Origin of the sequence: Epibacterium ulvae (assembly GCF_018678075.1) — a bacterium.
Classification (GTDB): domain Bacteria; phylum Pseudomonadota; class Alphaproteobacteria; order Rhodobacterales; family Rhodobacteraceae; genus Epibacterium; species Epibacterium ulvae_A.
Map to the genome: position 1 here is coordinate 14,446 of NZ_JAHHIR010000062.1, position 25,047 is coordinate 39,492.

The following is a 25,047-nucleotide window of genomic DNA, read 5'->3' on the forward strand; positions in this document are numbered from 1 at the left end:
TATCAGTCTGGTGTCAGATGGTGACCCTATTTCTACCAATATCGTCAGGAATACCAGCCGGAAACCCATGCAGGGCCCATGTGCAATGTCGCATGGCCACGCTTTGGTCACGCCGCCATGCATCAGCGATCAATCGTAAACCCGCTGATCCTCGATCACCAGACCGTCACGCGGCAGCGCGCCAGGGGCGACCACTTCGACCTGCCCTTTCAGCTTGAGGACTTCGACAACGGAGCGGGCAAATTGCATCTGATCGCCGCCCTCGGCCTCGATCTGCACGGTCATCTGGTCCATCTCACCTTCGCGGCTGGCAATGACGCGCGCGCGCTGGATCTCGCTATGTTTGTCGACAAGCACCGCAACCTGTTCAGGGCGCACAAACATCCCCTTGATCTTGGTCGTTTGATCGGCGCGCCCCATCCAGCCTTTGATCCGCACATTCGTCCGCCCACACGGAGACACCCCCGCCAACACCGCGCTCAGATCACCGGTGGCAAAGCGGACCAACGGATAGTCAGGGTTGAGCGAGGTCACAACGACCTCTCCGACCTCACCCGGCACAACCGGGGTGCCGGTGCCCGGCGTCACGATCTCTACCACCACATGTTCGTCGACGATCAACCCCTCCATCGCCGGGCTTTCGTAGGCGATATTACCCAGATCGGCGGTTGCATAGTTCTGCAAACACGTGATCCCACGGTCGGCGTATTCTTGGCGCAGGGAGGGAAACAGCGCGCCGCCGCCCACAACGGCTTTGGAAATACCCAGCTGCACCCCCATGCTATCGGCCTTGTCGAGGATGATTTTCAGATAATCCGGCGTCCCGGCATAGGCAGTCGCCCCAACATCGCGCGCCGCGGTCACCTGCAATTCGGTCTGACCGGTGCCCGCGGGCAAAACCCGTGCCCCCACTGCGCGCGCACCGCTTTCAAAGATCATGCCGGCCGGCGTCAGATGATAGCCAAAGCAGTTCTGGATCACATCCCCTTGGCCAATTCCGGCGGCATGCAGAAATCGACCCAACCGCCACCAATCATGGCCCGCGCTACCGGGTTCATAAATCGGACCCGGCGATTGGAACACATGCAGGATATCGCCCACCGGCACATTGCCAAAGGGCGGATTGTCCTTTTGGGCCCGCACTAGATCCGCTTTGCGCAAGACCGGCAGGCGCGCGAGTTCCCCAAGATCCGCCAGCGGGGCCACATCCTGCAAATAAGCGCCGGGGGTGTTGCACAGATAGGCAATCTGCTGGTTCACCCCTGCCAACAGATCCGCATGACGCGCGTCTTTTGACCGGGTTTCCAACGTGTCAAAAAATTCCATACGATCTGTCCCCCTCAACTCAACCACCGTTTGCGCCGCCGATACGACCGCACATCGCGAAAGCTTTTGCGGCCCTCCTCGGACATGCCGAGGTAGAACTCTTTGACGTCCGGGTTTTCCCGCAGCTCGGCCGCCGGGCCATCCATCACCACACGGCCTGATTCCAGGATGTAGCCGTAATGCGCATACCTAAGCGCGACACTGGTATTCTGTTCCGCCAGCAGAAACGTCACGCCTTCCTGCTCGTTCACTGCTTTGACAATTTCAAAGATCTGCTCAACCAGTTGCGGTGCCAGGCCCATGGACGGCTCATCCAATAAGATCGTCTCTGGCCGGCTCATCAAGGCGCGGCCCATTGCAACCATCTGCTGCTCACCGCCCGAGGTATATCCAGCCTGGCTTTTGCGGCGCTCTTTCAGACGGGGAAAATAGGAATACACCATCTCAAGATCGCGCTTCACCTCGGCGGCGCTATCGCTGCGGGTATAGGCGCCGGCCAGCAGGTTTTCCTCGACCGTCAGATGCTCGAAACAATGGCGCCCTTCCATCACCTGAACCACACCCCGTTTGACCAGGGCCGCCGGGTCCAGTTGGTGCACGTTTTGACCACGGTAATTCACCGTGCCCTTGGTCACCTCGCCCCGCTCGGACTGCAACAGGTTGGAAATCGCCTTGAGCGTTGTGGTCTTGCCCGCGCCATTGCCGCCCAAAAGCGCGGTGATGCCCCCTTCGGGGACCGACAGGCTCACACCCTTCAGCACCAGGATCACATGGTTATAGATCACCTCGATATTATTCACGTCGAGCAGTGACGTCTGCGCCTCATCATCGGTTTTGGCACCGTCCTCAGCCTGTGCAATGTCCAACATGTGTCCTCCTCGCCTCTGGATACCCCGGCCAGTGTGCCCGGCCGGGGCGTGTCGTCGTTACTCGCAACGCTGTGCGATATTGTTTTCCGTCGCAAAGGCGGTGGAATCTTCGGTGATCAGCGCATTGATCACGTCACCATCGGTCTCCTGAAAATCAGAGATCAACGACCAAGTCTGGTTTTCCGCGTCCCATTGGGTCACGCCCACCAGCCCAAGACCGCCGTGGTTTTCACAAGACACGTTGAACGTCGGACCAAAGTTCGGCATGCCAAGACCGGTCATCTTGGCCTCATCAATCACCAGGGCTTCCATCCCGTCGCGCATCATTGCGGGCGAAATCTCGGCCACACCATGCATCTCTTGCGCGGTCTTGGCGGCTTCTACCGCCAGCATCGCCGCATACAGGCCCCGGTTATACAGGACCTTGCCGACGTTGTCGCCAGCCCCCGCCGCAAGACCGGCATCGACCACATATTTCTGCATATCGTCAAACACCGGGAAGTCATCGCCCACATTGTGGAAGGTCACTGCCTTATAGCCATTGGCCTTTGCGCCCGCGGCAATCACGTCATGCTCGGCACCGGACCACCAGACCCCAATGAAATTCTCCATCGGAAAGCGGATGTTGGCGGCTTCTTGAATGGCGACCTGGTTCATCACGCCCCAGCCCCACATGACCACAACATCCGGGCGATCGCGGCGAATCTGCAGCCATTGGGATTTCTGTTCCTGGCCGGGATGGTCGACGGGCAGCAGTTTCAGTTCAAAGCCGTGTTTTTCCGACAGCTCCTCCAACGTGCGGATCGGCTCCTTGCCATACGACGAGTTGTGATACACCAGCGAGATCTTCTTGCCCGACAGATCACCCCCGTTTTCCTCCAACAGATGGTTGATCACGCCCGAGGCACCGTTCCAGTAATTGGCCGGGTAGTTGAACACATGGCTGAATACTTTGCCGTTCGCCGCCGAGGTCCGACCATATCCCATCGTGTGAAGTGGGATGCCATCTGCCGTCACTTTGGGGATCAACTGATAGGTGATGCCAGTGGACAGCGGTTGATAGATCAGCGCGCCTTTGTCCTTGGTCGCCTCATAGCACTCAACCCCTTTTTCGGTGTTATAGCCGGTCTCACACTCGATCACCTGCGCCTTGACGCCGCCGATGCCGCCGTCGCGTTCGTTCACCAGGGTGAAATAGTCGTTGTATCCGTCCGAGAATGGCACACCGCCCGCCGCATAGGGCCCGGTGCGATAGCTCAAATCCGGAAAGACCAGATCCGCGGCGGCTGGTCCTGAGACCAAGGTTACCGCCAGCGCGGCACTCATCAAATTGCGTATCATCGGTTTCGTTCCTCCCATGAAATATCCGATAATTTGACGGGCCGCGTATCGCGTCCTCCTCCCGCCACATGTGTCCATACCCGCGTCAGTGCGGGAACGGCCAAAGTCTCAACTTCTCCTTGGTCACACGCCACATCTGCGCCAACCCGTGGGGCTCCACGATCAGGAAAAACACGATCAACGCCCCCACTATCACCAGCTGGAAATGCACCACGATATCCGTGGGCCAGCCCAGCACATCGACGCCCAACACCTTTAACACCACCGGCAACAGCACCAAGAACGCCGCCCCGGCAAAGGAGCCAAAGATCGACCCCAGACCGCCAATGATCACCATGAACAGAACCAGGAATGACTTCTGGATGCCAAAAGCCTCCCCCACTTCAACCGCACCCAGATAGACCGAAAAGAACAGCGCGCCGGATACGCCGATGAAGAACCCCGACACGGCAAAGGCGGTCATCTTGGCCTTCATCGGATTGACGCCAATAATCTCGGCCGCGATATCCATATCTCGGATCGCCATCCAACTGCGCCCCACTGAACCGCGCGTCAGATTGCGCGCCACCAGCGCACAGAACGTTAGGAAAATCAGACAGAACAGATAAGTCGCCCAGGCTGAAGCATTAGGGCCGGTAATCACAATGCCGAACACCTCGCGCTCCGGCGCGCTGATCTGGCCCGAAGCGGAATTGTTGTAAAACCACGGCACCCGGTTGAACAGCCAGACCAGAAAGAACTGCGCCGCCAAGGTCGCCACCGCAAGATAGAAGCCCTTGATCCGCAGCGACGGCAGCCCGAACACGACGCAAACCGCCGCCGTGATCCCGCCCGACAACAGCACATGCACGATCATCGACACCTCGGGAAAAGTGGTCATCAGCTTGTAACAGCCATAGGCCCCCACCGCCATGAACCCGCCGGTGCCCAGCGACACCTGCCCGCAGTATCCCACCAGAATATTCAACCCAATCGTCGCAATCGCATAGATCAGAAACGGCAACAGGATCGCATTGGCCCAATAGTCATTGATGAAAAACGGGATCACCCCAAAGGCGGCAACCAGCACCGCATAATAGCGCATCCGATCGAACCGGATCGGGAAGGTCTGCCCGTCCGCAACATAGGATGTCTTGAAATCCCCGGCCTCACGATAAAACATAGATACCTCCCCAAACGTCACCGCGTTGCAGCTGCCTTGTTTCAGCCCAATTCATGACGTTTCTCCCATTTTTCCTGCGCTTCATTTCGGATTTCGCGGGTCATCCCGGCCGAAGACTGGGCATATCCCGATCGTTCAGAGGCTTGCACCAGCCTAAGATAGGTAGAAATTCCGGTAAATAAGCCCACCGCCGCCAACAGGCTGGCGACCAAAATCTGGTGATCTGAGTAACCCTCAGCGCTCAACGCCAGATAGCCAAAGGCCCAAAACACTGACCACGCAACAACATTTACCACTGCCAAAAACTTAATCATGGCTGCGCCCCCTGTGTTAACCATCCGTTAACCCATTTGTCGAATTTCGCTCCTTGGCCACATTTTGCCCAATTCTCTGCGCTAGTCTTAATGTGGGTAAAGTGAGTGGAAGACATGACTGCAATTCTGGAGGATCTCCGGCGGCTGGATGCCGCCCGGAAGCGCGGGGATATTTCCCACAGCGTGTATGAAGAGGCCAAAGGTCGTCTCCTTGGCCAGGTCGAAGATGTGCAAATTGTCGCCGAAGCGCCGAACACGGCGAACCGCGCGCATGACCGTTCAGAGCAAGACCGTCCGGGGCAAGAGGCCAACAACCAAGGCCTGTGGAGCCTGCTCCTGGTCGGGCTCCTTGGCGCCGGAATAATGACCTTTGTTTTGGCCCAACTCATCGGCGATCTAACAATTGCCGTGACACTGGTCGTGACCGTTTTTGCAGCCATTCTGGTCAAGGCGGCGAAACGGCTTGAACATTGACCCATCCGCATCGGCTGGTGAGAGAGGCGATCACACGCGTTCAATGATCTTCTCCCCAAACAGCCCCTGCGGACGGAACACCAAAAAGACCAGCGCCAGCACATAGGCAAACCAATTCTCGGTCGCACCGCCCACCAGCGGGCCGATGGCGAATTCAAACAGTTTCTCGCCCACCCCAATGATCAACCCGCCCACAATGGCACCAGGGATCGAGGTAAAGCCGCCCAACATCAAAACCGGCAGCGCCTTGAGCGCTATGAGCGATAGGGAAAACTGCACACCAGATTTGGTGCCCCAGACAATGCCCGCAACCAAAGCCACAAACCCGGCCAGCGACCACACCAGAACCCAGATGAAATTCAGTGAAATGCCAACCGAGAGCGCCGCCTGATGGTCATCAGCCACCGCGCGCATGGCCCGCCCCTGTTTGGTGTACTGGCTGAACATCACGAGCCCCGCGACCAACAGCCCGGCGATCACAGTGGCAACCAGATCCAAATTGTCGATAAAGAAACCATAATCAAAGATTTGGAACGTGGTCTCGTCGATCCACAGGTTGATGCCCTGCGGCAGCCCAACATCCAAGGTCTTCAACTCGGATCCCCACATCAGATCCGCCAACCCTTCCAGGAAATAGGCCAAGCCAATGGTGGCCATAAACAGGATGATCGGCTCTTGTCCGACCAAATGGCGCATCACCAACACCTGCACCAACCAAGCCAACAAGATCATGACCCCGACCGTCAGCCCAATCGCCAGCGCCCCCGGCAGGTTCCATCCAAAATGGGTGATGTGGCCGCCAAAAACTGCGTTAATAAGGTGGGAGAAAGGCACCTGCCCGTTCATGATCCCAACCAAGGTCATGGCTGCAAACAGCGCCATAACGCCCTGTGCATAATTGAAAATTCCGGACGCCTTGTAGATCAACACAAAGCCCAACGCGACCAGCGCGTATAGAACCCCGGACATTAACCCGTTCAGCGTGACTTCCATTGCAAAAACCAGCTGTTCAGACATGATGTTTCTCCTGTGTCATCGTGCGCAGATCAGTCATGGGCCACCCCCAAATAGGCATCGATCACCTGCTGGTTGCTACGCACCTCATCCGGCGTGCCGTCGCCGATCTTCTTGCCGTAATCCATCACCACCACCCGGTCGCTCAGATCCATGACCACGCCCATGTCGTGCTCGATCAAGGCAATCGTGGTGCCAAACTCGTCATTCACATCCAGGATAAAGCGGCTCATGTCCTCTTTCTCCTCTACGTTCATTCCTGCCATCGGCTCATCCAAGAGTAACAGCTTCGGCTCCGCTGCCAGCGCCCGCGCCAGCTCGACCCGTTTCTTCAACCCATAGGGTAGCCGCGCCACCGGCGTTTTGCGGATCGCCTGGATCTCAAGGAAATCAATGATCTGTTCGACCTTCTCGCGGTTTTCCACTTCCTCAGCCTCGGCGCGTCCTTTCCAGAAGGCCTGCTGAAACAGGTTCGCCGACATGTGGTTCAACCGACCCGTCATCACATTGTCCAAAACGCTCATCCCTTGGAACAAGGCGATGTTCTGGAACGTGCGTGCAATGCCCTGACGCGCCACCTCATAGGGGCGCATGGGTTTGCGTTTCTTGCCGTGAAACCAGACCTCACCCTCTTGCGGCACATAGAAGCCAGACATCACGTTCAACATCGACGACTTGCCTGCCCCGTTAGGACCAATAATGGCGCGAATTTCCCCTTCGCGAATGTCGAATGAGATATCCTTGATCGCCTCCACCCCGCCAAAACGCAGCGTGATGTGTTTCATCTCCATCACCACGCCGCCGATGGTACGCCCGTCGGCCGTGACAAACTCTACTGACTGATCCAACATACTACGCTCCATCTGTGCAGATCGCCCAACGGGACGGTGGGCGGGGCGATGTTCGGCGCAGCCGGGCGAGCGTCGTTCCAGCGTCCCTCATTCTGCCGCCTCCAATTGCTTCACGGATGCCGAAATCTCCGCATCCAAAATCTCCAACGTGGCGCTGACCTCACCTTTGCGCCCATCCTCATAAGTCACCTCGGTGCGGGCAAAGACGCGGCTTTCACTCGCATACAGCGCTGCCAGAATGTCCTGATATTTTTCTTCCACAAAGGCGCGGCGCACCTTCCGGGTCCGGGTCATCTCGCCGTCATCGGCGTCCAGTTCCTTGTGCAAGACTACAAAGCGATGCACCTGACAGCCGGACAGCATCTCGTCTTCAGCCACCGACCGGTTCACCTCTCCCACATGAGAAGCGATGGATTTCAACACCTCCGGATGCCCCGCCAGCTCTTGGTACGAAGCATAGGCGATATTGTTGCGCTCAGCCCAATTCCCCACCGCAGTCAGGTCGATATTGATGAATGCCACACAGCGGTCCCGCCCGTTGCCAAACAGAACAACTTCCAGGATATCGGGATAAAACTTCAGCTTATTCTCAACAAATTTGGGGGCAAACATCGCACCGTTGGCCATTTTTCCCACGTCCTTGGCCCGGTCGATGATCCGCAAATGTCCGCTTGCGGCTTCAATAAACCCCGCATCCCCGGTCGCCACCCAGCCGTCTTTGTCCTTGGTCTTCATAGTGGATTCCGGGTTCTTGAAATACTCCACAAACACCCCCGGCGAGCGGTAGAAAATCTCACCGGTCTCGTCGATCTTCAGCTCCACATTGGGCGAGGGCACCCCAACAGTGTCCGCCCGAACTTCGCCATCAGGCTGCTGGGTGATAAAAACGGTCGCTTCGGTCTGCCCATAAAGCTGCTTCAGATTGATCCCAAGCGAGCGGTAAAAGTCGAAAATCTCCGGCCCGATCGCCTCACCGGCCGTATACCCCACCCGAATTCGACCATAGCCCAGCGTGTCCTTTAACGGTTCATAGACCAGCACATTGCCTAGCACATATTTTAGACGGTCCAGCAAGCCCACCGGTTTGCCATCCAGAATGCGCCCACCAACTTTTTTGGCGTGCGCCAGAAAATGGTGGAACATGCGTCGTTTCAATGACCCTGCATCCTCCATCCGGATCATCACGCTGGTCAGCTGTCCCTCAAATACCCGTGGTGGGGCAAAGAAGTAGGTCGGCCCGATCTCGCGCAGGTCGGTCATCATGGTCTCGGGACTTTCGGGGCAGTTGGTGCAGAACCCACACCAATAGGCCTGCGCCACGGAAAAGATGAAATCCCCAACCCAGGCCATCGGCAGGTAGGACAGAATACTGTCATCAGAACTTAGCTGATCAAACTGCGCCGAATTGCGCGCAGTCTCGATCACATTACGGTTGGAGAGCACCACACCCTTGGGCTTGCCCGTGGTGCCCGACGTATAAAGCATCACGCAGGTGCTGGCATAATCCAACGCCGCACGCCGCGCGTTCAGCTCATCCGCCAGGGCCAGCGCCGCCTTGCGACCTTGGGCCTGCAAAGCTTTGAAACTGTGTAGCTGCCCGTGGTCATATTTGCGCATCCCCCTGGGATCGAGGTAGATCATCTGCTCCAGCGCGGTCAGCTGCTCTTGTACCTCCAGAACCTTGTCGACCTGCTCCTGATCGCCCGCAATCACAAACCGCGCACCGCAATTGGCCAACACATAGGCCATCTCCTCGGCCACCGCGTCCTGATAAAGCGGCACAGGCACACCGCCTACCGCCTGTACGGCCACCATGGACCAATACAAATAGGGGCGGTTGCGGCCAATAACGGCGACATAATCACCGGGTTTTAGCCCCAGGTCCAACAGGCCCAGCGCCAAAGCCTCGACTTCTTTTTCGGTTTCGGCCCAGGTCCAGCTTTGCCAGATCCCATATTCCTTCTCGCGGTAGGCGGGCCGATCTCCGTATCTCTCAGCATTTCGCTGCAACAAGGTCGGCAGGGACATCTCCCTGCCTGCATTCGCACGCACCTCTGCCATATGTTCTCCTCCCAACCCGCCCCCCATGTTTGGCCGCGTGTCCTCCAACACCATCGGCCCCGGGAGTGGGACTGAATGCATAATCATAGTTAATCTTGTCAGTAAGTTTTCCCAATCATTACGAATTGTTTCAGCGGCCCACTTTCGTTAAGGCTTCAGAAACGTCGCGGCACAAAACGGTCGACATGCTTGCCAAATACGCGTTCGATGGTACCCATGAGAGGCATTCATGGACCGGACTGACGCATCATACGCCACAATGACCCAGGCCGGGTTGAACCTGATCGCCCAGGCCATGTCGATCTATGACCGCGACCTCTGTCTGGCCGTCTGCAACCAGCGCTTTCAGGATATGTTCAACCTGCCAGAGGCATTGGTCACCCGCGGCGCGCCGTTTGAAGACACGATCCGCTTTATCGCGCAAAGCGGTGATTATGGCGCGATCGCCGATCTCGACGCCTTTGTAGCGCGCCGCGTCGCCCAGGCAAAAACGTTCGATCCGCATTACTTTGAACGGGCGCGCCACAACGGTCAGGTGATCTCTATCGAAGGGTCCCCCCTTCCAGAAGGCGGCTGGGTCACGGTCTATACCGATATAACCCGCCCCAAACGGATCGAGGCCATGCTGCGCAGCCGGTCTGAAGAGCTGTCGGGTCAGCTCATCGCCCATACCGAGGAACTGTCGGCCACCAACCGCAAACTTGCCGCGTCAAACACCGCCCTTGCGGCGGCAAAACGCGATGTCGCCATCAGCGAAAGCCGCATTCGACTGACAACCGAGATGATGCCCGCCCATATCGCCCATCTGGACGAACGTGGGTTCTACACCTTTACCAATCGCCGTCTCAGCAGCGTGTTTCCGGGCCGCCCCACCGAAATTCTAGGCCTGCACATCGCTGAGGCGTTGGGCATCTCTGCCTTTGCCCGAATCGAACCTCATCTGATTGCCGCCTACAAAGGCGAACGTCCGGTGTTTGAATTTACCGAAGATCACGACAGCCGCCGCATTCGTGTCGCTCTGACCCCGGATGGCGGCGGCGGTGTCTATGTCCTGTCGATGGATGTGACCGAGGAAACCCAGGCCCGTGTCGCCCTGCAACAGACCCGGCGCCGGGATATGGCCGCGCAGATGACCAACGGGCTGGCGCATGATTTTTCGAACCTGTTGACCGTGATCCTAGGCATTCAAAGCAAGCTGTCCAAAATGGATCTGGGTGCTGAAGCCACGCAGCTGATCACCGCCACCCAATCCGCCGCCGAACGGGGCGGACGCCTGCTGCACCGGATCTCGCAGATGACTGGGCAGCGTCCTTTGCGTCCCCAGGCCACCATCCTCGCCGCACTGCTGGAAGAGTTGAAAATCCTCGCCTCACCCTCTTTGCCGCGCGGTGTAGGTTTGTCGGTGATCAATCACACCAAACCACACGCTCTGCTGCTGGACGCAGGTAAGTTGCAAGATGCATTGCTGAACCTGATCCTGAACGCCCGCGACGCCTGTGGGGCCTCTGGCCAGATCACTGTCAGTGCGCATGAGGTCGGCCGCACATGGATCGAAATCAGCGTTATCGACACCGGGCCTGGCTTCTCGCCCGAGGCGCTGGAACAGGGGCTGAACCCGTTTTTCACCACCAAGGGCAGCAATGGCTCCGGCCTTGGGCTGGCGATGGTCTATGATATGGTGAAACTGAACGGCGGCGATGTCCGGTTGGGCAACACAATCTCGGGCGCCAGCGTCACATTACGCCTGCCGTTCCGCCTGGCCCCCGATGCCAAGGGCGGCATGGCGCTTTTGGTGGAAGACAGCGAAGAACTGCGTGCCACCTATCGCGACATGCTCACCGATCTCGGCTATTCGGTGATCGAGGCCGAGACCGCCAATGACGGCCTTGCCCTGGCGCGTGATCTGCCGGAAATTGTGTTAATCTTGTCCGACGTCAAACTCAAAGGCAGCGAAACCGGGTTAGATCTGCTGGACGGACTGGACCGCACCCGCCCTTGGCCACCGGTGATCCTGATGACCTCGGCTGTGACCGCCGACCCGATATTCCGCTCTGCCCTCAAGAAAGCGCCCGTTTTGCAAAAACCCTTCACAACCGCGCAGCTGGCCGCATTGATCCGACCGGAGACCCCGACATGAGCGCGCTGGTCACCATATTGGATGACGAGCCGGACATCCGTCAGCTGCTGTGCGAAACGCTGGAGGACGCGGGGTTCCGGGTGCAATCCTTTGGCCGCGCGCGTGAGTTTGAGGCCGCGTTGAAGCGGATCACCCCGGATGTCTGCCTGATCGATCTGTCATTGCCCGACACCGATGGGTTGGCGCTGGTGCACCGTCTGGGCCAGGACCACGGGGCTGCGGTGATCATCATTTCCGGTCGCGCGCAGGTGCAGGACCGGGTGGCGGGGCTGGAACTTGGCGCCGACGACTACATCACCAAACCCTTTGACCCTATCGAGGTAGTCGCCCGCGTCCGCGCCCGCCTGCGCAGTGGTCCCCGCGCGGGACATGGCGCCTCGGCAAAAAACAGCGCACGGTTCACCGGCTGGCAGGCGCATTTCGACCGGTTTCTGCTGAGCGATGAGAACGGAGAAGACGTGCCGTTTTCTCAGGCCGAAGGCGAAGTACTGCGCCTGTTTCTGGAAAACCCCAAACGGCTGATCTCACGCGCACAGATGCAGGAACACCTGGGTGGTGCGGCCGGCGAAAGCTTTGACCGCGCTATGGATGTACGCATTTCCCGCCTCAGAACCAAGCTGCGGGACGACCCCAAAAACCCCAAGCTGATCAAAACGATCTACGGCGCCGGGTATATTTTTCTGGATGACGTGCAATGGTAATAAAGGTTAACAATATATAGTTGTTAACCGTGCAAATTCATCCATATATAGGTTGAATCATAGGTATTCTCACGATAGCATAACCCTATGACGACCTGTTTGCTCTATAATCAAAGCGAACTCCAGCCCCCGCGGTATTATCGGATCGAATTGGCGATGAACCTCTTTTCCGAGATTTCCGTGTTGCGCGAATGGGGGGTGTCGGGCAGCGATGGCCATACGATGATTAATATCTATGGCAACCTGCGCGAGGCCTCGATTGCTGCTGATGAACATCGCAACCGCATGATCAACAAAGGCTATTTTCGCGACACGCTGGACGCTTAAGGCGCGACACATCCGCCGCCGCGCTGCATTGCGTAAATGCGGCGCTCGGTCATATTCCAGAAACTTGTTTCGCGTGCGAAACATACAAAAATGGAATATGTTATTTTCCCCCTGTTCACGAACCGCACACCTGCCTAAATCCTGAGGGACGACAGGCAGGAGACCCCCATGAGCCAGATAACCCTGGTCCGCCACGGACAGGCCAATACCGGCGCGCGCGACGAAGCAAGTTATGACAAGTTGAGCGACCTTGGCCACCAACAGTCGCGCTGGCTCGGCGATCACCTGCGTGCCACCGGATATCACTACCCGCGCGTCTTTTCCGGCACCCTGACTCGCCATGTGGAAACCGCACAGTCCATGGGTTTTGCAGACTCGATTGTGCAAGATCCGCGCCTGAACGAGATGCAGTATTTCTCCCTCGCCAAAGCGTTGGAAGAGCAGTTTGGCGAACCGATCCCAACCGAGCGCGAAGATTTTGCCGACAACGTGGTAAAGGTCTTCTCTGCTTGGTCCGAGGGTCGCATTGCACAGCCATATGAAACCTGGTCGGATTTCCAGGCGCGCACCCAAGCCGCGTTGCAAGAGATCGCAGCAGGCGAAGGCCCAGCGCTGGTCGTGACCTCTGGCGGAGTGGTTGGCATGATCATGCAATTCTGTCTGGACCTAGACCCCAAGGCCACAGCCCGCATTGTATTGGCCACGATGAATTCTTCGCTCCACCGACTTTATATCGCGAACGGCGTGATCAGCCCCGATCTGTTCAACGCGGTGCCCCATCTCGAGGCCCAGGACCGGCGGTTCGCGCAGACCCACCTCTAGTTCTCAGGAGAACACTCATGCAATTGTATTTCTCACGCCACAGTGTAGCCAGCACCGTTGGCATCGCCTTGGAAGAAGCAGGGCTGGAGTTCGAAGCGGTCAAAGTGGATTTCGCCAATGGTGCCCAGACCAAAGAACCCTACACCAGCCTGAACCCCAAGGCGCGCGTGCCCACATTGGTCCACGGTGAAAACACAATGACCGAAGCCGGGGCGTTGTTGGAATATGTCGCGGACCTTGCGCCGGATGCAGGTCTGCGCCCCAGTGACCCGGTGCAGGTGGCCCGCATGCGCGAAGCGATGTTCTATTTCGCGTCCACCATGCATGTGAACCACGCCCACAGACAACGCGGCGCCCGGTGGGCCAGCCTTGAGACGTCGCTTGACGATATGCGCAAAAAAGTGCCCGAAAACATGGCCGGATGCTGCGCATATGTCAGTGAACATATGCTGCAAGGTCCCTTTGTCCTGGGCAATCAATTCTCACTTGCGGATATATATCTCTATGTGATCTGTACTTGGCTTCAGGACGATGGGGTCAACCTGGATGATTTCCCCAAGATCCAAGACTTTATCAAGATGATGGAGTCCCGCGCATCGGTCAGAGCCGTTCAGGAACGCGGGATGATGTAAGGAACGACGGATATGACACATCTTTGGGTGCGCGCGGAACAACGAGCCAACGAAGATCGCGTAGGGCTGACACCCGCCGGGGCCAAAGCCCTGATCGACGCTGGGATTACAGTTACGGTTGAAGAAAGCGCCACCCGGATCATTCCGCTTCCAGGTTACGTTGACGCAGGCTGCGCCATCACCGCAGAAAACAGCTGGCCCGATGCCCCGCACGACGCCATCGTCTTTGGCCTCAAAGAACTGCCGGAGGACGGCACCCCCCTGCCCCATCGCCACATCATGTTCGGCCATGCCTTCAAAGGGCAGCACTCTGGCAAAGCCCTGCTGGATCGGTTCAAGGCCGGCGATGGCACGCTCTATGATCTGGAATATCTGGTGGAAGAAAACGGTCGCCGCGTTGCCGCCTTTGGCTATTGGGCGGGCTACGCCGGTGCGGCCGTCACGCTGAAAGCTTGGATCGCGCAACAATATGGTGCGCAGTGTGATGCGGTCAGCTCCTATGCCAACAAGGACGATCTGATCGCCGAACTTGCCAGCGCCATGTCCGACCTGAAAACCTCGCGCCCCAATGCCATTGTCATCGGTGCCAAAGGCCGCGTTGGGTCCGGCGCTGCGGATCTATGCGAAACAATGGGCGTCCCCGTGACCAAATGGGACATGGAAGAAACCGCAGCAGGGGGCCCATTCCCGGAAATCCTGCAGCACAATCTGTTCTTCAACTCAATCCTGGCCCGCCCCGGCACGCCGGTCTTTGTGCCCACGACCGCCCTGACCGCAGACCGCGCCTTGTCGGCGATTGGCGATATCGCCTGTGACCCCGACAGCGATTACAACCCGGTTCCGGTCTATGACACCGCCACCAGCTGGGACGACCCCGTGGTCCGTGTGGCCGACGCGCCGGTGCTGGATGTGATGGCCATCGACAATCTGCCCTCTCTCCTGCCGCTGGAAAGCTCCGAGGATTACGCCGCGCAGCTCTTGCCGTCGCTCTTGACCCTTGGCGATCTGCAGGCAGGCGTATGGGGCCGCGCATTTGAGACATTCAAAAAACATGTGCCGGATTAACCGGCCCGCTCTGGGAGAAATTTGATGACAATTCATTGGTGTGGAACTGGCCTTTCGGCCATTCCCGGCTTGCGTCGCCTGTTGGAAAACGGACACGCGGTCACTGTCTGGAACCGAACCACGGCCAAAGCGCAGGACGCGGTCGGCGATTTGACCCAGGATGTTCGCGTCTTTTCGATCGCCGATCTCACGGACGCGCTGCAGGCGGGCGACATAGTGGTCTCCATGCTGCCCGGTGATCTGCATGTGCCCTTGGCTCAGCTTGCGATCTCCAAACAGGCGCATTTTGTCTCTTCCTCCTATATCTCGCCAGAAATGCGCGCGCTGGATGCACAAGCCAAATCCGCGGGCCTCTGTCTGGTCAATGAAATCGGGTTGGATCCCGGCATCGACCACTTGATGGCCCATGCGCTGGTGGACGCCTACAAAACCTCACCCGCCTGTGACGCGGATAACGACCTGAGCTTCATCTCCTATTGCGGCGGGATCCCGAAAACACCCAACCCCTTCCGCTACAAATTCAGCTGGTCCCCGCTTGGCGTTCTAAAGGCGCTGCGCTCGCCGTCCCGTTCGCTGCGTAACTTTGAAACGCTGGATGTGGCCCGGCCGTGGGACGCGATCTCCACCTACACCGCCCCTTTGCCATCACCCGAAAGCTTTGAGGTCTACCCCAACCGCGACTCGTTGCCCTTTGTGACGCAGTACGAATTTGCCCCCGACTGGAAGGTCCGCGATTTCGTGCGTGGCACCTTGCGGCTGAACGGCTGGGCCGAGGCCTGGAAAGACGTCTTTGCTGAGGTCGAAACACTGGACGGCGCCGCAGGTGACGCCCGCCTCAAAGCGATGTCAGATCAGTTCTGGACAGAGAACGCATATGACACGGACGAGGCCGACCGCGTGGTGCTCTGTGTGGCGCTAAAGGCCGAAAAAGAGAATGTGGAACAATGGCATAAATCCTATGTGTTGGACGCTTGGGGTGATGCGCGCGGCACGGCGATGGCGCGACTTGTCTCGGTCCCCGTATCCCTCGCGATTGAGGCGGTATTGGCGCAAAAGCTGAAACCCGGTGTCCAGGCGGCCACTGCCGATCTGGAATTGATTACTGCCTGGATGGGTGAAATTTCACAGCTCGCCCAACATGTTGCAGTCATCGACCATCTCAGCTGAGTGACGTGGTGGAGGGCGCGTCACCAGACGCGCCTTGCGCCCATCCAAAGAGGGCAACCTCCCCCGATCGCCCGCGCAAGCCCGACATTTGCAGCGCAATCCACCCCGCGCGCGCGGGCGCGTTTGCGGGCAGGGCTGCGTCCAAGGTATCCGCCGAAACAATCAGTTTTTGCTGCGTCGGTTTACAGGCATCCTGCAAGCGCGCAGCGACATTCACCGTGTCGCCCAAAACCGTGTATTCCAACCGTTCCTGCGTGCCGACAACGCCCAGAAACACCGGCCCCAGATGCAGACCGACACCCACGGCAACAGGATCTTCGCCATCTGCCCGCAACCGATCCGACCAGGTCGCAATCTCAGCCAAGATCGCCTGCGCGCAGGCAATCCCACGGGCGGCCTCTTGCTCCCCCACGAAAAACACCATCGCCGCGTCGCCGATGTATTTGTCGATGACACCGTCATGGGCTTGGACCGCCCGTTCAATCCGGCGGCGGAATTCGGTGATAAAGGCGCCCACTTCATCCGGCGCGCGTCCTTCTGACCAGCGGGTGAATCCACGAATATCGACAAACAGCACTGCCGCCTGCTGCTGTTGTCCCTGGCGCAGGGCATCCGGGTCCTGTTCGGCCAAATCGCCAACAATCTGGGCCGGCAAATAGCGCGTCAGCTTGGCCTTTTGGGTGGCTTCGCGAATGGAATGGCGCAACAGCCTGCGGGTGCGCAGGGCGGCGACCACCAAAACACTGCCGGCAAAAGCAACCATCGCCAGACGCGCCACATTCGGTTGTCGGCGCAGGGTAGATTGCAGTTGGCGCAGCGTGTCCTCGACCACCACATCCGGCATGATCGGCAGCAACAGACCATGGCCAACCACGATCATCACCACCGTATAGATCTGGATCGCGGGATTGAACCGCAGCACCGCAAAGGCCAGGGTGATCGGCATCAACCAGACCGACGGCATAACAAAAACATTGTCCCCCGGCAGGCCCGAGTTCACCACGCTCAGCGTGGAATTTGCCACTAAAAACAAACAGTCCGCTGTGGCTACAATCCAGATCATCCAGGCGCGGAACCAGCCGCGATGCAGCATCCACAGGCTCAGAATACCCAGCACCATATAGGCTGCAAGGGTTGCAACCGCGATCAGGATCTGCCGGTGGATATAGGCGCGACCCTCAACCGGGACTTCGGTCACCACAAAAAAGATCGTCAGGAACAAACCGATTGAGACGGCGATCCGCAGCCGCGCCACCACGCGTTCCGCATCAATCTGCGCCTCGCGCAGCAGCGAGCGCGCCACGCTGGCCTGCCCTGTGCTGCGAAACGGCTTCAGCAGATCACCCATCGCTGCCCAGCAACGTCATCTGGCGTGGCTCCACTTCGACGGCACCGGGGTCTTCCAACTCACCACTTTGCGAGACAACGCCCATCGCTTCAAACCGGCGGGCCGAGGGCAAGACGCGGGATTCCAACGATCCCACCGCTTTGTTGTAGTGGTTGACCGAAGCCGAGAGGGATTTCCCAACCGAGGCAAGATTGCGAGAAAACGTGTTCAATCGATCATACAGATCCTTGGCCGTTTTCTGCACTTCGATTGCGTTTTCGGCCATTTTCTCTTGTTGCCAGCCATAGGCGATGGATTTGACCAGCGCCATCAACGTGGTTGGCGTCGCGATCAAGACTTTATGTTCAAAGGCATATTCGATCAGACCCGCGTCCGCCTCGACCGCTGCCGATACGAATGTCTCACCTGGGATGAACATGACCACAAAATCCGGGGTTTCTCCCAGAGCGGATTGATAGGCCTTGGAGGACAATTGTTTCACGTGGGTCCGAACGTGTTGCGAGTGGCGCTGCAGATGGGTTTCTTGCTCCTGTGGCGTCTCTGCCTCAATCGCGTCCAGATAGGCTTCCAGTGGGGTTTTGGCATCGACGATGATCGAGCGACCGCCGGGAATGCGTACCACAGCGTCGGGGCGGCGCTGGCCTGCGTCGGTGTCCATGGACTTTTCCAGCTCGTAATCCACGTGTTCGCTCATGCCGGCCATCTCGAACACCTGACGCATCTGCATCTCACCCCAGCGACCGCGGGTTTTAGGGGCGCGCAGGGCCTGCACCAACCGCCGGGTTTCGCCACCCAGCGCGGCTTGACCATCGGCCAGATTCTTCACCTGTTCCTTGATCGCGCCATAGGCCTCGTTGCGGGCCTGCTCGATTTCCTTGATCCGTTCGCCAAATTTGCCAAGCTTTTCGTCCAGCGGTTTGACCAGGCTTTCGATGGCTTGGTGGCGTTTAGCCAAATCCTGATCTGCGGTTTTGCTGTGGGTCTGGAACCGTTCGCTGACCAGATTCAGGAAGCTTTCGGAGTTCTGTTTCAACACGCCCGACGCGAGCGAGGAAAACTTATGCTCCATCTGCTGGTTCATCTGGCGCAGCTCTTCCAGGCGGGCGGCGTGTTGTGCAGACATCGTCTTAATTTCGGCCTCGGCCTTGTGACGGGCAACCAGCTCGTTTTCGTGGATCCGACGCAGGGTTTTGGTCTCCCCTTCCAAATCCGGCAGCCGGGCGACCTCGGCCTCTAATGCGGCGACGTGACTGCGCAGATCGCTGTTTTCCCGTTGCGCCTGTGCGATTGCCGCGCGGCTGCGGTTGAGGTTCACCAGAAGGAACAGCGTCAACGCGACCAGTCCCGCGACCGCATAATGCAGCGCCGTCAGGGCGGCGGGGTCAAACGGCAGGTTTAGGTTTTCCAAATCGCGCTCCGTTAGCTGCGGCCAAAAAGCCGTTCGATGTCGGCCAGTTTGAGTTCTACATATGTGGGTCGGCCGTGGTTGCATTGGCCGGAATGGGGAGTCGCTTCCATCTCGCGCAGCAGGGCGTTCATCTCTTCCCCGCGCATACGGCGTCCCGAGCGGATCGATCCGTGACAGGCGACCCGGCTGAGGATCGCCTCGAGCCGGGATTGCACCAGTTGGCTTTCGCCTTGGTCGGCGAGTTCATCCAGAATGTCGCGCAACATGGCTTCGGCGTTGACTTCACCCAGGATCGCAGGTGTTTCACGCACCGCCACAGCATTTCCGCCGAAAGGTTCGATACTGAGGCCAAATTTGCGCAGGTCTTCCGCGACTTCAAGCAGGCGGGCACAGTCGCCGTCTGACAATTGCACGATTTCCGGGATCAGCAACCCTTGGGCCGTGACACCGTTTTCGGCCATCTGAGTTTTCAATTGTTCATAGACCAGACGTTCATGGGCCGCGTGTTGGTCAACGATGACCATGCCGTCCTGGGTCTGGGCGATGATGTAGTTTTCATGCACCTGCCCGCGCGCCGCACCAAGGGGGAGATGTTCGGTTTTCGCGTCAACGCTTGCGTCCGTCGCGGGGTCAGGCGTGGTCACCACGCGTCCGCTGTAGCTGTCGGCCATATCCGCAAAGCCGTGTGCGGCTGTGGGATGTGGCGGCGCAGGCATGAAATCCGGACGTTGCGCAGCATAGGATGCAGCCCGCGCACCAGAGGACGGACGCTCCATCTGATACGCCCGCGGGGCGCCGCTGGCGGTTGGCTCTTCGGGACGCATCGCCCCCAAAGTGGCCCCGGCGACGGTTGAAGACGCGCGATGTCCGGCCTCGGCCAAAGCATGGCGCAGGGAGGAGACGATCATCCCGCGCGCAAGGCCGGGATCGCGAAACCGGACCTCGGATTTGGCGGGGTGGACGTTCACATCAACTAGGGTCGGATCGCAGTCGATAAACAGGGCCGCCGCCGGGTGACGGTCGCGGCTGAGGAAATCCATATAGGCAGCACGCAGGGCACCGGTCAGCATCTTGTCCTTTACCGGACGCGTGTTCACAAACAGGAACTGGCTGACCGCCGCACCCCGCGAATAGGTCGGCAGCGCGGCATAGCCATAAAGGCGCAGCCCTTCGCGTGTGGCATCAATCCGCAGGGCGTTTTCGGCAAAATCGCGACCGATCACATGGGACAGCCGCCCGTGCAGCGCGTCAAACAGGTCGCCCGACAAAGGATCGGCGCGAAAGGTCACCCGCCCGTCCCCGCCGCCCGACACATCGCGCAGGATGAACCCAACCGAAGGTTCGGCCATGGCAAGCCGTTTGATGGTGTCAGAAATCGCCTGGCTTTCGGCCCGGTCCGAGCGCATGAATTTCAACCGTGCAGGCGTGGCAAAGAACAAATCGCGCAACTCGACAATGGTGCCTGCGCGCAGAGCGGCAGGTTTCACGGGCTCCATCGTGCCGCCCGAGACACGGATTTGCGCCGCGTCCTGCCCTTTGGCCCGGCTGGTGATCGTCAGGCGGCCCACCGCGCCCAGGCTGGGCAACGCTTCGCCGCGAAACCCAAAGGTGTGGATGTTCAACAGGTCCGAGCCGTCAATCTTGGACGTGGCGTGCCGCGACAGGGCCAGTGGCAGATCATCGGGCGTCATGCCAACCCCATCATCGGTGACCCGGATCAGGGTTTTGCCACCGTCTGCGACCTCAACAGTGATGCGGGTGGCGCCGGCATCAATGGCGTTTTCCACCAGCTCCTTAACCGCCGAGGCAGGACGTTCGACCACCTCACCCGCTGCAATACGGTTGATGGCGCTGTCGTCCAGTTGGCGGATGACAGGGCGGGTGTCGCCTTGTGGTTTGGGGCTGATTTGGGGGTTGGCGATGCTCATACCTCTAAATTTAGCATGGAGGGCCATGATTCCGCCAGCAGCGAATTTGGCGGTGGTCAGACGCCTGCGGGCGCTCCGGCGCGGGTGCGGCAGGGGCCAAAGCGCGCGGCGACGGCGAGGATCACGCCGGAGACGGTGGCGATCATACCAGCCGCAGATACCGCATCATAAAGGCCCAACCACAAGGGGCCGTAGCCCGCCAGCACATAGCCCAGGATGGCGGAAAGGGCCGCGAAACCAACGCTCCAGGCGATTTGGCGTTCCAGCCGGTTGGTCATCATCCGGGCCGCTGCCGGAGGGCAGATGAACATGGCGATCACGATAATCGACCCCACCGCATCAAAGGCCGCAACGGCGGCAACGGCCGCCACCACCACCAGCGCCAGGCCAAGCGGGGTGGTGGTGATCCCGACCGATTGCGCAAAGCCTTCATCAAAGGTTGAGATCTTGAGAGCACGCCAGAAGATCGCGATAAACAGCCCCGTCAGCACCAGCACCAATGCCATGCGCGGCAGCTCGGGCGGTAAACCGGCCAGCGCCAGCGGGTCCAGCAGCGAAGCCCAGCCGGTGGCGTCCAGCCAGATCAAGCTTTCCAGATTGCCATAAAGCGCATGTTCCACGTCCAGATGCACGCTGGATGTGTCGGTCTGTTCCAGCAGCAAAACCCCGCCAGCGAACATGGTGGTAAAGACCACGCCCATCGCGGCACCGGGTTCAATGCGGCCCAAACGGCGGATCCCCTCTATCAAAAGCACCGCGATCAGGGCAGCGCCGGCCGCACCAATCATCATCGGCCAGGTGGAGATCACACCAGTGAGAATGAAAGCCACCACGATCCCCGGCAACACCACGTGGCTGATCGCATCACCGATCAAGGCCTGACGGCGCAGCAGCAGAAAATTCCCCGGCAAGGCACAGGCAATCGCTGCGCAGGTGCCAATGGCGATGGGCGGCAGGGAGAGGGGGACAAATTCAGCGCCGCTCATGTGGGAATCTCCTGGGGCGCACCGATTTTGGCATCGATCTCTCGGATTTCATCAGGGGTCAGCACGGTTTCGATAGCGCGCAGCCCATCATAGAGCTCGGCGGCGGGTTCCTGCGCGTGATCGCGGCGCAGGATTTCCCAGCGTTTTTCGTCCCTCAACGCTTTGGCCGCACGGGCGCGTCCCGTCTCAGTCGCCACGCCATCCCGGCGCACCAGACCGGCGCGACCCAACAAACGCAGCGTGAGGTTTTCATAGATCGGCTGCCCTTGGGCCAGAGCCAACAGCCCCTGACGCAGATGCACCCGGCGTTGGAACCGGCGTTGGCGGATGACTGCGGCCAAGACGCCTCGGCTGGGGGCAAAGAACAGCGACAGGGCAAAAAGGCCCGCGCTCATCAACACAATCAACGGTCCGGTGGGCAGGTTCGGCGCCGAGGCAGAGACGCCCGCGCCGACATAGGCCGCAGCCGCGCCAAAGAGCCCGGCCAGAAGCACCACGATGTCGGACCGTTCGGACCAGAACCGCGCGGTGACGGCGGGAATGATCAGCAGGGCGACAATCAGGATCAGACCAACGATTTTGAGGCCAATCACTGTGACCGCCATAACCAGCCCCATCATCAACATATCGACCTGGGGCACGTTGATCCCTTGGGCTGAGGCATATTCCGGATCAAAGGAGACCAATGTCAACGCGCGGCGGGTCAGCGCGATGATCACCAGAGTTGCTGCACCGCCGCCTGCGATCAGCAGCGCGTCGTTGAACAACATGCCAGCGGTGGAGCCGAGCAGGAACCCTTCGAGCCCGGCTTGGCGGCCGATCCCTGCAGTCTGGATCACGGTCAAAAGCACCACGCCAAAGCCAAAGAAAGTGGACAGGATTGCGCCGATCGCCGCGTCTTCGGCCAGTCGGGTGCGCAGGGTCAGCCAGTTGAGGCACCACAGGCCCACCCAGGCCGACAAAGCCGATCCAACCAACAGGCCGATCAGGTTGCGCCCGTCACCGCCAAGGCTCGCCATCACCAGAAAAGCGATACAAACGCCAGGCAGGGTCGCGTGGCTGACCGCATCGGCCACCAGCGCGCGTTTACGCAAGAACAGGAAAGTGCCGGTGATACCCGCCGCCGCACCCAAAAGCGCAGCGCCAACCGAGACCAGCGTGGCGTTGTAGCCAAGCTGGAGCAAAAGCGCGTCCCAAATCATCGGTTTACCCGGTGATCTGGTTCAGCTGTTCAACCTGTGTCGCCGCCAGCCGTCCACCATAGGCCGCCTGCAACGTGACCGAGTTGAAGGTGGTCTCAACCGGTCCTTCGGCAACTTTGCGGGTGTTGATCAGGAACACATTGTCGAAATACTCAGCCACGGTTGCCAGATCATGATGCACCACAACAACGGTTTTGCCTTCGGCGCGCAGGGATTTCAGAACGGTGATAATCGCCTTTTCGGTGGCGGCATCCACGCCTGCAAAAGGTTCATCAAGCAGGTAGAGATCCGCATTCTGGGCCAAAGCGCGCGCCAGAAAGACGCGTTGTTGTTGACCGCCAGACAGTTGGCCGATCTGACGATCCGCAAAATCAGCCATGCCAACGCGGGTCAGACAGTCCAGTGCAGAGGCGCGGTGTTGGCCCCGGATCCGACCCAACAGGCCGACCTGACGGTACAGCCCCATCAGAACCACATCGATCACGCGGGTTGGGAAATCCCAATCCACGCTGGCGCGCTGCGGCACATAGGCGACACGGGCGCGTTGGCTTGGCAGCGGTTTGCCAAAGACCTGCACCCGGCCAGAGACCGATGGGATCACGCCCAATGCGGCCTTGAGCATGGTGGATTTACCGGCGCCATTGGGGCCGATGATCGCGGTCATTTCACCGGGTTGCACCGTCATATCCACCGAGAAAACCGCCGGTTTCTGCCCGTAGGTGACCGTCAGCCCACGAATGGCCAACGGGCTTTGGGCGAGGCTGTTTTCCGTAAATGTGGTGCCGTCTTCGCAGATCAGGTCGAGCATGGTTTAAAATCCCGCCGAAAGCTTGCCGTTCATGCCACGGGTGGGCACATCCGCGCCAAGGGCCGATGCAACGGTGGTGAAATTATGGTCGAGCATGCCGAGATATGTCCCCTCGTAGGTGCCATCTGCGCCCATCGCGTCCGAGAACAGCTCACCGCCGATCTTGACCGTGTGGCCTTGTGCGGCGGCGCCTTCGATCAGGGCGCGCACAGAGCGATCAGAGACTGAGCTTTCGACAAAGACGGCCGTAATCTTGCGCGCAACCAGCATGTTCACCAGTTCGGAAATCCGGTTCAACCCGGCCTCGGACTGGGTTGAGATGCCCTGAACGCCCAGAACCTCAAAACCGTAGTCGCGGCCAAAATAGCCAAAGGCATCATGTGCGGTCAGCAAGACCCGGTTGTCCGCGGGCACTTTGTCCAGAACCGAGCGGCCATAGGTGACCAGCCCGTCTAGATCCGCCAGATGCGCGGCGGCGTTGGTGGCAAATGTCTCTGCCGCTTCGGGGCGGGCCTCGGACAGTGCGCGCTGCACTTCGGTCACGACGTCTTTCCACAGGAGAGGGGTCATCCAGACATGCGGGTCGAATTTATCAGCGTAATCGTCATGCCCGCGCAGCACATCCTTGGGCAGGGCCTCGGCAACCGCGACAACGGTGCGGCGCCTTTCCAGGTCATGCATAAAGTCTTGCATCTGCGCTTCGAGATAGAGACCGTGCCACAGAACCAGATCTGCGCGGGTCATGGCGACAATATCGGTGCGGGTCTGACGGTAGGCGTGCGGGTCAACCCCCGGCCCCATCAGCGCGGTGACCGTAACCTCATCTCCGCCGACCTGACGGGCGGCATCCGCAATCATTCCCGTGGTGGCCACAATTTTAAGTGGCGCGGCCAGCGCCGCCACTGGCAGGGCCAGAAGAGCAGTAACAGCAGCAATGGCAATACGACGGGTCAACATGAGATTCGAAATCCTTTTGTCCTAACTTTGAGTGATATTGAGAACGATTTGCAACTGTGTCAATGCTATTGCGAATTATTCTCAAGAACGTCACTGAAATTTGTCCAGTTGATCAAAATTCAGGGCGGAAACGGGTGAGGTTTGGTT

At 59.1% G+C, this 25,047-nt stretch carries 23 protein-coding genes; 8 read left to right on the top strand and 15 right to left on the bottom strand.

Translation table 11 applies throughout. From position 1 onward, the window contains the following. Positions 1 to 129: 129 nt before the first annotated feature. From KMP13_RS14530 to KMP13_RS14550, 5 genes are all read right to left on the bottom strand, one after another. A complete protein-coding gene (locus tag KMP13_RS14530; protein WP_215266649.1) occupies positions 130 to 1,326 on the bottom strand; it encodes a phenylacetate--CoA ligase family protein in 1,197 nt (398 codons plus the stop codon). 14 nt (positions 1,327 to 1,340) lie between these two features. Next, entirely contained in the window at positions 1,341 to 2,195 is an 855-nt protein-coding gene (locus KMP13_RS14535; protein WP_215266651.1) for an ABC transporter ATP-binding protein, read from the bottom strand. Between the two features lie 57 nt (positions 2,196 to 2,252). Further along, entirely contained in the window at positions 2,253 to 3,536 is a 1,284-nt protein-coding gene (locus KMP13_RS14540) for an ABC transporter substrate-binding protein (protein ID WP_215266653.1), read from the bottom strand. An 85-nt stretch (positions 3,537 to 3,621) separates the two neighbouring features. Then, a complete protein-coding gene (locus KMP13_RS14545; RefSeq protein ID WP_215266654.1) occupies positions 3,622 to 4,698 on the bottom strand; it encodes a branched-chain amino acid ABC transporter permease in 1,077 nt (358 codons plus the stop codon). 41 nt (positions 4,699 to 4,739) lie between these two features. Beyond that, positions 4,740 to 5,012 carry a hypothetical protein gene (locus KMP13_RS14550; protein WP_215266655.1) on the bottom strand — a complete coding sequence of 91 codons (273 nt, stop codon included), beginning with the start codon at positions 5,010 to 5,012 and terminating at the stop codon, positions 4,740 to 4,742. Positions 5,013 to 5,126: 114 nt separating this feature from the next. Between KMP13_RS14550 and KMP13_RS14555 the strand changes: the two genes are divergently transcribed. Further along, complete coding sequence (locus tag KMP13_RS14555; protein WP_215266656.1) at positions 5,127 to 5,486, top strand: SHOCT domain-containing protein; 360 nt, start codon at positions 5,127 to 5,129, stop codon at positions 5,484 to 5,486. A 30-nt stretch (positions 5,487 to 5,516) separates the two neighbouring features. Here KMP13_RS14555 and KMP13_RS14560 read toward each other — a convergent pair whose 3' ends face one another. From KMP13_RS14560 to KMP13_RS14570, 3 genes are all read right to left on the bottom strand, one after another. Continuing rightward, positions 5,517 to 6,503 carry a branched-chain amino acid ABC transporter permease gene (locus KMP13_RS14560; RefSeq protein WP_215266658.1) on the bottom strand — a complete coding sequence of 329 codons (987 nt, stop codon included), beginning with the start codon at positions 6,501 to 6,503 and terminating at the stop codon, positions 5,517 to 5,519. A gap of 29 nt (positions 6,504 to 6,532) precedes the next feature. After that, entirely contained in the window at positions 6,533 to 7,351 is an 819-nt protein-coding gene (locus tag KMP13_RS14565) for an ABC transporter ATP-binding protein (protein ID WP_215266662.1), read from the bottom strand. Positions 7,352 to 7,438: 87 nt separating this feature from the next. Next, positions 7,439 to 9,412 carry an AMP-binding protein gene (locus KMP13_RS14570; protein WP_215266663.1) on the bottom strand — a complete coding sequence of 658 codons (1,974 nt, stop codon included), beginning with the start codon at positions 9,410 to 9,412 and terminating at the stop codon, positions 7,439 to 7,441. A 229-nt stretch (positions 9,413 to 9,641) separates the two neighbouring features. On the opposite strand from KMP13_RS14570, the gene KMP13_RS14575 reads away from it, so the two are divergent. From KMP13_RS14575 to KMP13_RS14605, 7 genes are all read left to right on the top strand, one after another. Further along, positions 9,642 to 11,549 (top strand): hybrid sensor histidine kinase/response regulator, encoded by a 1,908-nt coding sequence (locus KMP13_RS14575; RefSeq protein WP_215266665.1) that lies wholly within the window; start codon positions 9,642 to 9,644, stop codon positions 11,547 to 11,549. Continuing rightward, complete coding sequence (locus KMP13_RS14580; protein ID WP_215266666.1) at positions 11,546 to 12,250, top strand: response regulator transcription factor; 705 nt, start codon at positions 11,546 to 11,548, stop codon at positions 12,248 to 12,250. The genes KMP13_RS14575 and KMP13_RS14580 overlap by 4 nt, the downstream gene beginning before the upstream one ends. 87 nt (positions 12,251 to 12,337) lie before the next feature. Further along, positions 12,338 to 12,577 (top strand): WGR domain-containing protein, encoded by a 240-nt coding sequence (locus tag KMP13_RS14585; RefSeq protein ID WP_215266667.1) that lies wholly within the window; start codon positions 12,338 to 12,340, stop codon positions 12,575 to 12,577. A gap of 168 nt (positions 12,578 to 12,745) precedes the next feature. Next, positions 12,746 to 13,399, top strand: a complete 654-nt coding sequence (locus KMP13_RS14590; protein ID WP_215266668.1) for a histidine phosphatase family protein — start codon at positions 12,746 to 12,748, stop codon at positions 13,397 to 13,399. A 17-nt stretch (positions 13,400 to 13,416) separates the two neighbouring features. Next, a complete protein-coding gene (locus KMP13_RS14595) occupies positions 13,417 to 14,031 on the top strand; it encodes a glutathione S-transferase family protein (protein WP_215266670.1) in 615 nt (204 codons plus the stop codon). Between the two features lie 12 nt (positions 14,032 to 14,043). Then, positions 14,044 to 15,096: a saccharopine dehydrogenase gene (locus KMP13_RS14600; protein WP_215266672.1), complete on the top strand. Its 1,053-nt coding sequence runs from the start codon at positions 14,044 to 14,046 to the stop codon at positions 15,094 to 15,096. 24 nt (positions 15,097 to 15,120) lie between these two features. Then, positions 15,121 to 16,263, top strand: a complete 1,143-nt coding sequence (locus KMP13_RS14605) for a saccharopine dehydrogenase family protein (protein ID WP_215266674.1) — start codon at positions 15,121 to 15,123, stop codon at positions 16,261 to 16,263. Here the strand turns inward: KMP13_RS14605 and KMP13_RS14610 are convergent. Genes KMP13_RS14610 through KMP13_RS14640 form a run of 7 tightly spaced genes read right to left on the bottom strand, consistent with a single transcriptional unit; the run spans position 16,256 to position 24,900 of the window. After that, complete coding sequence (locus tag KMP13_RS14610) at positions 16,256 to 17,611, bottom strand: adenylate/guanylate cyclase domain-containing protein (RefSeq protein ID WP_215266676.1); 1,356 nt, start codon at positions 17,609 to 17,611, stop codon at positions 16,256 to 16,258. The two genes, KMP13_RS14605 and KMP13_RS14610, sit on opposite strands and share 8 nt — an antisense overlap. Then, entirely contained in the window at positions 17,604 to 19,019 is a 1,416-nt protein-coding gene (gene rmuC / locus KMP13_RS14615) for a DNA recombination protein RmuC (protein WP_251363875.1), read from the bottom strand. The genes KMP13_RS14610 and rmuC overlap by 8 nt, the downstream gene beginning before the upstream one ends. Positions 19,020 to 19,030: 11 nt before the next feature. Then, the gene (gene mutL / locus KMP13_RS14620) at positions 19,031 to 20,947 is read right to left on the bottom strand and encodes a DNA mismatch repair endonuclease MutL (protein ID WP_215266680.1); all 1,917 of its coding nucleotides are present in this window, start codon (positions 20,945 to 20,947) and stop codon (positions 19,031 to 19,033) included. Positions 20,948 to 21,003: 56 nt separating this feature from the next. Continuing rightward, positions 21,004 to 21,933 carry a metal ABC transporter permease gene (locus KMP13_RS14625; RefSeq protein ID WP_215266682.1) on the bottom strand — a complete coding sequence of 310 codons (930 nt, stop codon included), beginning with the start codon at positions 21,931 to 21,933 and terminating at the stop codon, positions 21,004 to 21,006. Then, positions 21,930 to 23,135, bottom strand: coding sequence for a metal ABC transporter permease (locus KMP13_RS14630; RefSeq protein ID WP_215266684.1), 1,206 nt, complete (start codon positions 23,133 to 23,135; stop codon positions 21,930 to 21,932). Before KMP13_RS14630 ends, KMP13_RS14625 begins: the two co-directional genes overlap by 4 nt. A gap of 4 nt (positions 23,136 to 23,139) precedes the next feature. Then, entirely contained in the window at positions 23,140 to 23,943 is an 804-nt protein-coding gene (locus tag KMP13_RS14635) for a metal ABC transporter ATP-binding protein (RefSeq protein WP_215266687.1), read from the bottom strand. Between the two features lie 3 nt (positions 23,944 to 23,946). After that, positions 23,947 to 24,900, bottom strand: a complete 954-nt coding sequence (locus tag KMP13_RS14640) for a metal ABC transporter solute-binding protein, Zn/Mn family (protein ID WP_215266689.1) — start codon at positions 24,898 to 24,900, stop codon at positions 23,947 to 23,949. Positions 24,901 to 25,047 lie beyond the last annotated feature (147 nt).

Excerpts from the sequence above, each read along its gene's own strand:
- KMP13_RS14555 (WP_215266656.1), top strand. The coding sequence starts at position 5,127 with ATGACTGCAATTCTGGAGGATCTCCGGCGGCTGGATGCCGCCCGGAAG.
- KMP13_RS14640 (WP_215266689.1), bottom strand. The coding sequence starts at position 24,900 with ATGTTGACCCGTCGTATTGCCATTGCTGCTGTTACTGCTCTTCTGGCC.
- KMP13_RS14565 (WP_215266662.1), bottom strand. The coding sequence starts at position 7,351 with ATGTTGGATCAGTCAGTAGAGTTTGTCACGGCCGACGGGCGTACCATC.
- KMP13_RS14535 (WP_215266651.1), bottom strand. The coding sequence starts at position 2,195 with ATGTTGGACATTGCACAGGCTGAGGACGGTGCCAAAACCGATGATGAG.
- KMP13_RS14580 (WP_215266666.1), top strand. The coding sequence starts at position 11,546 with ATGAGCGCGCTGGTCACCATATTGGATGACGAGCCGGACATCCGTCAG.
- KMP13_RS14570 (WP_215266663.1), bottom strand. The coding sequence starts at position 9,412 with ATGGCAGAGGTGCGTGCGAATGCAGGCAGGGAGATGTCCCTGCCGACC.
- KMP13_RS14635 (WP_215266687.1), bottom strand. The coding sequence starts at position 23,943 with ATGCTCGACCTGATCTGCGAAGACGGCACCACATTTACGGAAAACAGC.
- KMP13_RS14540 (WP_215266653.1), bottom strand. The coding sequence starts at position 3,536 with ATGATACGCAATTTGATGAGTGCCGCGCTGGCGGTAACCTTGGTCTCA.
- KMP13_RS14630 (WP_215266684.1), bottom strand. The coding sequence starts at position 23,135 with ATGATTTGGGACGCGCTTTTGCTCCAGCTTGGCTACAACGCCACGCTG.
- KMP13_RS14545 (WP_215266654.1), bottom strand. The coding sequence starts at position 4,698 with ATGTTTTATCGTGAGGCCGGGGATTTCAAGACATCCTATGTTGCGGAC.
- KMP13_RS14590 (WP_215266668.1), top strand. The coding sequence starts at position 12,746 with ATGAGCCAGATAACCCTGGTCCGCCACGGACAGGCCAATACCGGCGCG.
- KMP13_RS14595 (WP_215266670.1), top strand. The coding sequence starts at position 13,417 with ATGCAATTGTATTTCTCACGCCACAGTGTAGCCAGCACCGTTGGCATC.
- KMP13_RS14560 (WP_215266658.1), bottom strand. The coding sequence starts at position 6,503 with ATGTCTGAACAGCTGGTTTTTGCAATGGAAGTCACGCTGAACGGGTTA.
- KMP13_RS14600 (WP_215266672.1), top strand. The coding sequence starts at position 14,044 with ATGACACATCTTTGGGTGCGCGCGGAACAACGAGCCAACGAAGATCGC.
- KMP13_RS14575 (WP_215266665.1), top strand. The coding sequence starts at position 9,642 with ATGGACCGGACTGACGCATCATACGCCACAATGACCCAGGCCGGGTTG.
- KMP13_RS14530 (WP_215266649.1), bottom strand. The coding sequence starts at position 1,326 with ATGGAATTTTTTGACACGTTGGAAACCCGGTCAAAAGACGCGCGTCAT.
- KMP13_RS14610 (WP_215266676.1), bottom strand. The coding sequence starts at position 17,611 with ATGGGTGATCTGCTGAAGCCGTTTCGCAGCACAGGGCAGGCCAGCGTG.
- KMP13_RS14605 (WP_215266674.1), top strand. The coding sequence starts at position 15,121 with ATGACAATTCATTGGTGTGGAACTGGCCTTTCGGCCATTCCCGGCTTG.
- KMP13_RS14550 (WP_215266655.1), bottom strand. The coding sequence starts at position 5,012 with ATGATTAAGTTTTTGGCAGTGGTAAATGTTGTTGCGTGGTCAGTGTTT.
- KMP13_RS14625 (WP_215266682.1), bottom strand. The coding sequence starts at position 21,933 with ATGAGCGGCGCTGAATTTGTCCCCCTCTCCCTGCCGCCCATCGCCATT.
- mutL (WP_215266680.1), bottom strand. The coding sequence starts at position 20,947 with ATGAGCATCGCCAACCCCCAAATCAGCCCCAAACCACAAGGCGACACC.
- KMP13_RS14585 (WP_215266667.1), top strand. The coding sequence starts at position 12,338 with ATGACGACCTGTTTGCTCTATAATCAAAGCGAACTCCAGCCCCCGCGG.